The organism is Curtobacterium flaccumfaciens (assembly GCF_051548005.1).
Taxonomy (GTDB): Bacteria; Actinomycetota; Actinomycetes; order Actinomycetales; family Microbacteriaceae; genus Curtobacterium.
This window is the reverse complement of sequence record NZ_JBPUGH010000168.1, coordinates 1-6,909: the sequence shown is the minus strand read 5'-3', so window position 1 is coordinate 6,909 and position 6,909 is coordinate 1. Positions and strand designations below refer to the sequence as shown.

Annotated in this window: 7 protein-coding genes and 1 tRNA gene; 4 read left to right on the top strand and 4 right to left on the bottom strand. The window is 72.2% G+C overall.

All coding sequences use genetic code 11. The annotated features are described in order from the left end of the window. Positions 1-65: 65 nt before the first annotated feature. The gene (locus ACSW7Y_RS15185) at positions 66-1,220 is read right to left on the bottom strand and encodes a Gfo/Idh/MocA family protein (RefSeq protein ID WP_438127078.1); all 1,155 of its coding nucleotides are present in this window, start codon (positions 1,218-1,220) and stop codon (positions 66-68) included. A 140-nt stretch (positions 1,221-1,360) separates the two neighbouring features. Here ACSW7Y_RS15185 and ACSW7Y_RS15180 point away from each other — a divergent pair, with 140 nt between their 5' ends. The 3 genes from ACSW7Y_RS15180 (at position 1,361) to ACSW7Y_RS15170 (ending at position 3,896) form a co-directional block, all read left to right on the top strand. Next, entirely contained in the window at positions 1,361-2,785 is a 1,425-nt protein-coding gene (locus ACSW7Y_RS15180; protein ID WP_438127077.1) for a glucose-6-phosphate dehydrogenase, read from the top strand. A gap of 159 nt (positions 2,786-2,944) precedes the next feature. Beyond that, positions 2,945-3,721, top strand: coding sequence for a dienelactone hydrolase family protein (locus tag ACSW7Y_RS15175; RefSeq protein ID WP_438127076.1), 777 nt, complete (start codon positions 2,945-2,947; stop codon positions 3,719-3,721). 102 nt (positions 3,722-3,823) lie between these two features. Further along, a tRNA-Arg gene (locus ACSW7Y_RS15170) sits at positions 3,824-3,896 on the top strand. A 295-nt stretch (positions 3,897-4,191) separates the two neighbouring features. Here the strand turns inward: ACSW7Y_RS15170 and ACSW7Y_RS15165 are convergent. After that, on the bottom strand, positions 4,192-5,286 hold the full coding sequence (locus ACSW7Y_RS15165; protein WP_438127075.1) for an alkene reductase: 1,095 nt from the start codon (positions 5,284-5,286) through the stop codon (positions 4,192-4,194). Between the two features lie 146 nt (positions 5,287-5,432). On the opposite strand from ACSW7Y_RS15165, the gene ACSW7Y_RS15160 reads away from it, so the two are divergent. Next, positions 5,433-6,092: a Type 1 glutamine amidotransferase-like domain-containing protein gene (locus tag ACSW7Y_RS15160; RefSeq protein ID WP_438127074.1), complete on the top strand. Its 660-nt coding sequence runs from the start codon at positions 5,433-5,435 to the stop codon at positions 6,090-6,092. A 34-nt stretch (positions 6,093-6,126) separates the two neighbouring features. Here ACSW7Y_RS15160 and ACSW7Y_RS15155 read toward each other — a convergent pair whose 3' ends face one another. Both ACSW7Y_RS15155 and ACSW7Y_RS15150 read right to left on the bottom strand, forming a co-directional pair. Then, complete coding sequence (locus ACSW7Y_RS15155; protein WP_438127073.1) at positions 6,127-6,336, bottom strand: hypothetical protein; 210 nt, start codon at positions 6,334-6,336, stop codon at positions 6,127-6,129. A 60-nt stretch (positions 6,337-6,396) separates the two neighbouring features. Continuing rightward, entirely contained in the window at positions 6,397-6,840 is a 444-nt protein-coding gene (locus tag ACSW7Y_RS15150; protein ID WP_438127072.1) for a MarR family winged helix-turn-helix transcriptional regulator, read from the bottom strand. Positions 6,841-6,909 lie beyond the last annotated feature (69 nt).

Below are 6,909 nucleotides of genomic sequence, written 5' to 3'. Positions count from 1 at the left end.
ATCCGGGCCTCCCGTCCGGCGCGGAGCGCTCCGCGTGGCGCGACGCTCAGTCGACCGCGCGACGCTCAGTCGATCGGGTGCCAGGCGCGGTCGCGCGCGCTGTCGAGGACCGCCGCGATGATCGCGGCCGCCCGCGCGCCGTCGGCGAACGTGGGCAGGCCCTCGGGCGACCCGCCGCGCACCGCGTCGTAGGTGTCGGCGACGAACGCCGTGAACGCGTCGAGGTAGCCCTGCGGGTGGCCGGCCGGCACGACCGCGAGGCGGCGCTGGTCCGGGGTGCCCTGTGTCGGGTCGCGCACGATGATCTGCGCGCCGCGCTCGGTCCCGAACCAGGCCGACTCGGGCTGCTCCTGGTCGAACGCCGCAGACCCGAGGGTGCCGTCGACCTCGAACCAGAGCCGGTTCTTGCGGCCGGCGGAGACCTGCGAGATGACGACGTTGCCGATCCGGCCTGCACCGGTGCGGAACGTGGCGACCGCGGTGTCCTCCGTCGTGACGTCGGCGCGCTGACTGGCGTCGGCGACCGGGTCCGGGTCGGGGGAGCCGGAGAACGACGGGCCGGACGCCGCGGGTCGGGTCGGGTACACGACGTCGACGGCGGCGGACACCTCGGCGAACCGCTGCCCGGTGACGAACTCGACGAGGTCGCACCAGTGCGAGCCGATGTCGGCGAACGCGCGGGAGGCTCCGCTCGAGGACGGGTCGACCCGCCACGAGGAGGCGTCCTCGTCGAGCATCCAGTCCTGCAGGTAGTGCCCGTGCACGGCGAGCAGCCGGCCCAGCTCGCCGTCGGCCACCCGGTCCCGGATCTCGCGCACGATCGGGTGGTAGCGGTACACGAACGGCACGGTCGCGACGACCCCGGCCTCCGCCGCCGCGGCGACGAGCTCCGCGGCCTGCTCGGGGTCGAGCGCGAGGGGCTTCTCGCAGACGACGTGGATGCCGGCACGGATGACCGCGAGGGACTGCGGGTGGTGCTGGCCGTTCGGGGTGCACACGTGCACGACGTCGGGGGCGTCCGCGATGACCTCGTCGAGCGACCCGTACCCGCGGGGGAGCCCCAGCTGCTCGGCGACCTGGGCGGACCGGTCCGGGGTGCGCCCGAGGATCCCGAGGACCTCGGCTCCCGCCGCCGCGGCCGCGCGGACGTGGACGCCCGCGATCATGCCCGTGCCGATGACCGCGACGCGGAGGCGCCGCCCGTCGTGCTCACTGCTCATGGTGCTCCCTCGCGCCGGACTGCCCCCAACCGTAGCGGCGCGACCGGGCGCACGCCCGCCAGCGGCGGGCCGACGCGCGTGACCCGACGGAGCGGCTCTGGACCCGGCCACCCGCAGGACTCGTGAGTACGTTCTGGGGCATGTCGAGCCTCCAGACCACCCTGCTCATCCTCGGTGCCAGCGGCGACCTCTCCAAGCGGCTGCTGCTCCCCGGTCTCGCCACCCTGTTGGAGGTGAAGGAGGACTGGGACGTGCAGCTCGTCGGGGCCGGCACGGAGGACCTGTCGGACGACGAGTGGAAGCGTCTCGTGCACGACGCGTTCGAGGACGCACAGGCGTCGAAGAACGAGGAGGACGAGGGCGCGCACGACGGCTCCGAGCGACTGAGCGGCCGGCTCCGCGCCGTCGTCGAGGCGTCGAGCTACCGCAAGTCCGACGTCACCAGCGCGGACGACCTGAGGGCCCTCCTCGCGGACTGCCACCACGACCCGGCGGTGTACTTCGCCCTGCCCCCGGCCGTCACCGAGAAGAGCTGCGAGGTGCTCGCCGGGCTCGACCTGCCGAAGGGCACCCGCTTCGCGCTCGAGAAGCCGTTCGGCACCGACGCCGCGAGCGCCGAGCACCTCAACGACGTGCTGCACGGGTTCCTGCCCGAGGAGCGCATCCACCGCGTCGACCACTTCCTCGGCCGCTCCACCGTGCTCAACCTCCTCGGCCTGCGCTTCGCCAACCGCATCGTCGAGCCGCTGCTCTCCTCCCAGCACGTCGAGCGCATCGACATCGTCTACGACGAGACCCTCGGACTCGAGGGACGTGCCCGCTACTACGACAAGGCCGGCGCCCTCGTCGACATGATCCAGAGCCACCTGCTCCAGGTGATGGCCGTCGTCGCGATGGAGGCACCCGCGTCCATCGACGCCGACGACCTCCGCACGCAGAAGGAACTCGTGCTGCGCGCCGTCCGACCCTGGGGAGGCGACGTCGTCGCAGCCGGCAAGCGAGCGCGGTACACGGCCGGGACGATCGGCGACCGGAAGTTGCCGAGCTACGTCGACGAGGACGGTGTCGACCCGTCGCTCGGCACCGAGACGCTCGCGCAGCTCACCCTCGAGGTCGCGAACTGGCGCTGGGCCGGCGTGCCGATCACCCTCCGGTCGGGCAAGGCGCTCGGGCAGCAGCGCCGCGAGATCGTCATCACGTTCAAGGACTCGCCGCACGTGCCGAACGGGCTGTCGGGCGCCGAACGGCCCGACCGGCTGCGGATCTGGATCGCCCCGGACGAGATGCAGCTCGAGCTCAACGTGAACGGTCCCGGCGACCCCTACACGATCGACCACACGGCGCTGTCGGTGACCTTCAACCCCGGCCGGCTGAGTGCCTACGGCGAGGTGCTCGCCGGGGTCCTCGAGGGCGACGCCGCGCTCTCCGTCCGCGGGGACAGCGCCGTGCAGGGCTGGAAGGTCGTCGAGCCGTTCCTCGAGGCCTGGCGCGACGGGAAGACGCCGCTCGACGACTACGCCGCCGGGTCCGAGGGGCCCGACGGCTGGGACAACATCGAGGACTGAGCGGCCGACGACAGGACGGGAGGCACGTGGCGGGGCCGCCACGTGCCTCCCGTCCGTCGTCCGGTCGCCACGGACCGGCGACCGGTCGACGACCGTCGGCGGGCGCTGCCCGGCGGCCAGCACCCGGCAGCGCGCGGGTCCCGGGCGTAGCGTCGGCTCGTGACCACCACCGACGACATCCTGCAGACCGTCCCCGACCCCGCCGGCGCCGACGTGCGCGTCGAGACCGTGCGCTACGACCACGAGGGCACGACCCTCGAGGGCGTGCTCGCGAAGGACCACGCCATCGCCGGCCCGCGCCCCGCCGTGCTCGTCGTGCACGACTGGCACGGCGTCAACGAGCACGTGCACGCCCGCGTGACGATGCTCGCGCGCCTCGGCTACGTCGCGTTCGGCGCTGACATCTACGGCGCCGGCGTCCGACCCGGCGACGACACGGCCGGCCAGGTCGCCGGCTCGTACTACCAGGACCTCCCGCTGCTCCGGGCCCGAGCACTCGCCGGCTTCGAGCAGCTCCGGCAGGACCCGGACGTCGACCACACCCGCATCGTCGTCATGGGCTACTGCTTCGGCGGCTCCACGGCGCTCGAACTCGCCCGCACCGGGGCGGACCTCGTCGGCGCGGTGTCGTTCCACGGCGGTCTGATCGCCCACGACCCGTCCGACGCGCACCAGATCCGGGCGAAGCTCCTCGTGCTCACCGGTGGTTCCGACCCGGTCGTCCCCGACGAGAAGGTGCACGAGTGGCAGGACGAGATGCGTGCGGCGCCCGAGGTGGACTGGCAGGTCGTCACGTACTCGGGTGCGATGCACGCCTTCGCGGTGCCGGGTACGGACGCTCCCGACCACGGCGCGCAGTACCAGGCGACCGCCGACCGTCGCTCGTGGCAGGCGTTGCAGACGTTCCTCGGCGAGGTGTTCGACGAGGAGGCCTGAGCGCCCGGCGACGGTGCGACACGCCGTGCGGTCGGCTCGGAGGCCCTCGATTGGCGCGTGGCCCGCACCTGTTGTAGAGTCTTCCACGGCCGCAAACGCCACGCGCTCGTAGCTCAATGGATAGAGCATCTGACTACGGATCAGAAGGTTGGGGGTTCGAGTCCCTTCGAGCGCACACTGTTTGAGACAGCAGGGATGACGCCCCCGGTTCCATCGGAGCCGGGGGCGTCTTCTGTTTCCCTGGGGCCGTGCCGCTGTGGTCGCCGTCGGTGCCGGCTGTCGTCGCGTGCCGTCGCTCTGCGTGCCGTTGTCGAACGACGCCGTCGTCGTCGCACGACAGCGGCGAAGTCGCTCGTTGCACGTGTGGGCAGCCCGCGCGCGCAAGCAACGACGCCGCCGCTGTCGCACGACAGCGGCGGCGTCGTTCCGCAACGGCGCATCGTGAACGCGCCTCGGTGCGGTGGCGTCGACTACGCGACCTGTGCGCGCGACTCCGCGAGCGTCGGGTAGTCCGTGTAGCCCTCGGCGCTCGCGCCGTAGAACAGCTCCGGCCGCGGCTCGTTGAGCTCCTCGTCCTGCTCCCAGCGGAGCGCGAGGTCCGGGTTCGCGATCGCTGGACGACCCACGGCCACCGCGTCCACGTGCTCGGAGTCGAGCAGCGCGATCGCCTCGTCACGGGTGGTCACCGACGAAAAGCCGGAGTTCGCGACGAACGGCGCTCCGGCGGTGCGACGGATGGTCTGCACGAGGTCCGACGTGAGCTCGGCCTGCAGCACGTCGACGAACGCGAGACCGAGGGGCGCGAGGCCCTCCGCGACGGCGGTGTAGGTGGCGAGGACGTCGGCGTCGTCCTCCTCGAGCACACCCTGGATGTTGTGCTGCGGCGACAGCCGGATGCCGACGCGGTCGGCGCCGATCGCCTCGGCGATGGCCGTGGTGACCTCGACGGCGAAGCGCGCGCGGTTCTCGGGGGAGCCGCCGTACTCGTCGGTGCGGGTGTTCGAGACGGGGGAGAGGAACTCGTGCACGAGGTAGCCGTTGGCTCCGTGGACCTCGACGCCGTCGAGCCCGGCGGCGATCGCGTTGCGCGCTGCCTGCACGAAGCCCTGGACGGCCTCGCGGACCTCGGCGGTGGTCAGCTCGTGCGGGACGGGCATGTCGGCCTTGGTGCCGTCGGCGAGGTGCGTCTGCCCGGGGGCGGCGATCGCGCTCGGGCCGACGATGCGCGGCGTCTCGGAGATGGACGTGTGGGAGACCCGGCCGCCGTGCATGAGCTGCATGACGATGGTGCCGCCCTCGGCGTGCACGGCGTCGGTCACGCGGCGCCAGCCGGCGATCTGCTCGTCGGTCTCGATGCCGGGCTGGCCGGGGTAGGAGCGGCCCTCCTGCACGGGCCAGGTGCCCTCGGTGATGATCATCCCGAGGCCGGCCCGCTGGCGGTAGTGCTCGATGAGCAGGTCGTTCGGGATGCCCTGGGCGCCGGCACGGGTGCGCGTGAGCGGTGCCATGACGATCCGGTTGCGGAGGTGCAGTGCGCCGAAGTCGGCGGGTTCGAAGAGCTTCACGTGTCCGTTGAACCACGTGTTGCCGGGTGCAATTCCTCTTCGGAGCGGATCGTCAGCGTCCGGGGCACACGAGCCTTGCGGCTTCGGTGGGCAGGGGGCATCCTTGGGCGCATCCCGGTGCACCGGGTGATCGATCGGGGAGCGACGTGCAGTACCTGATGACGTCCGGCGGGATCACGAACGCGAGCATCCGTACCGCGCTCGAACGCTTGCTCGGCGGTCCGACCACCGAGCGTCGTGCGCTGGTCATCCCGACCGCGCAGTGGGGGCACCCGATGTGCGGGCCGGCATCGGCGCTGGACGGCATCGTCGGGGCGACCGGCAGCGACGGTCCGTTCGGGGTCGGGTGGGCGTCCGTCGGGGTGCTCGAGCTCACCGCCCTCCCGAGCATCGACCCCGAGCGCTGGACCGCCTGGGTCCGGGACGCCGACGTGTTCCTCGTCGACGGGGGTGACGCGACGTACCTGGCACACTGGATGCGCGAGTCCGGACTCGCGGACCTGCTGCCGTCGCTGCCGGACACGGTCTGGGTCGGGATGAGCGCCGGGAGCATGGTCCTCACCCCGAGGATCGGGCACTCGTTCGTGGGATGGCCGGGCGCTCCGGACGACCGGACGCTCGGGATCGTGGACTTCTCGGTCTTCCCGCACCTCGACTTCTTCCCGACGAACACGATGGAGCGGGCCGAGCGCTGGGCGGCCGAGATCGGCGGACTGGCCTACGTGTTGGACGACCAGAGCGCCGTCGTGGTCGACGGGGACCGGGTCGAGGTGGTGTCCGAGGGGCGCTGGGCCCGGCTCGGCTGAGGAGTCAGGCGGACGTCCCGCGCAGGAGCCGTCGTCAGCGGGGGCACACGAGCGTCGACGAGCGCACCTGGCCCTCGGGGCGGATCACCTGGTGCTGCGACAGTGGCTGTCCGCAGATCGGGCACGGACGGTCGACCGTGCGGTCGTCGATGCCCTCGGCGTGTCCGGCGCCGATCTGCGACGGGCCCATCTTCTCGATGAGTGTGGTGTTCCACTTCTCGTACCAGCGGCCGAAGCGTCCCATCACCGATCCTTTCGTTCGTGCACGAATGATTCTGCCACGAAGCGTCGGGCCGCGCTAGGGTCAGGTGCCGTCGACCCGCTCCAGCAGTTCGGTCAGGTCGTCCTTCAGTGCCTCCAGCCGGGCGAGTGGCCACCCGAGGCGGTCGGCGACGGCGAGCGGGACGGCCTCGGCACGGTCGCGCAGTGCGCGCCCGGCTGTGGTGAGAGAGACCTCGAGCTGCCGCTCGTCGGCCGAACTCCGTGCGCGCTTGACGTAGCCCGAGGCCTCGAGGCGCTTGAGGAGGGGGCTGAGGGTCGCCGAGTCGAGTCGGAGTTCGCGGGCGATCTCCCGCACCGACCGCGGGTCGCGCTCCCACAGTGCGAGCATGACCAGGTACTGCGGATGCGTGAGCCCCATCGGCTCGAGGAGGTCGCGGTAGAGCCCGATGACGCTCCGGCTCGTCGCGGCGAGGGCGAAGCAGAGCTGCCGGTCGAGGGCGAGCGGGTCGACGTCCGTCTCGGTCATGCCGACACCCTACGCTTCGTGCACGAACGATCGCGACCCTGGAGCACGCGGCGACGGGCCACGCACTGG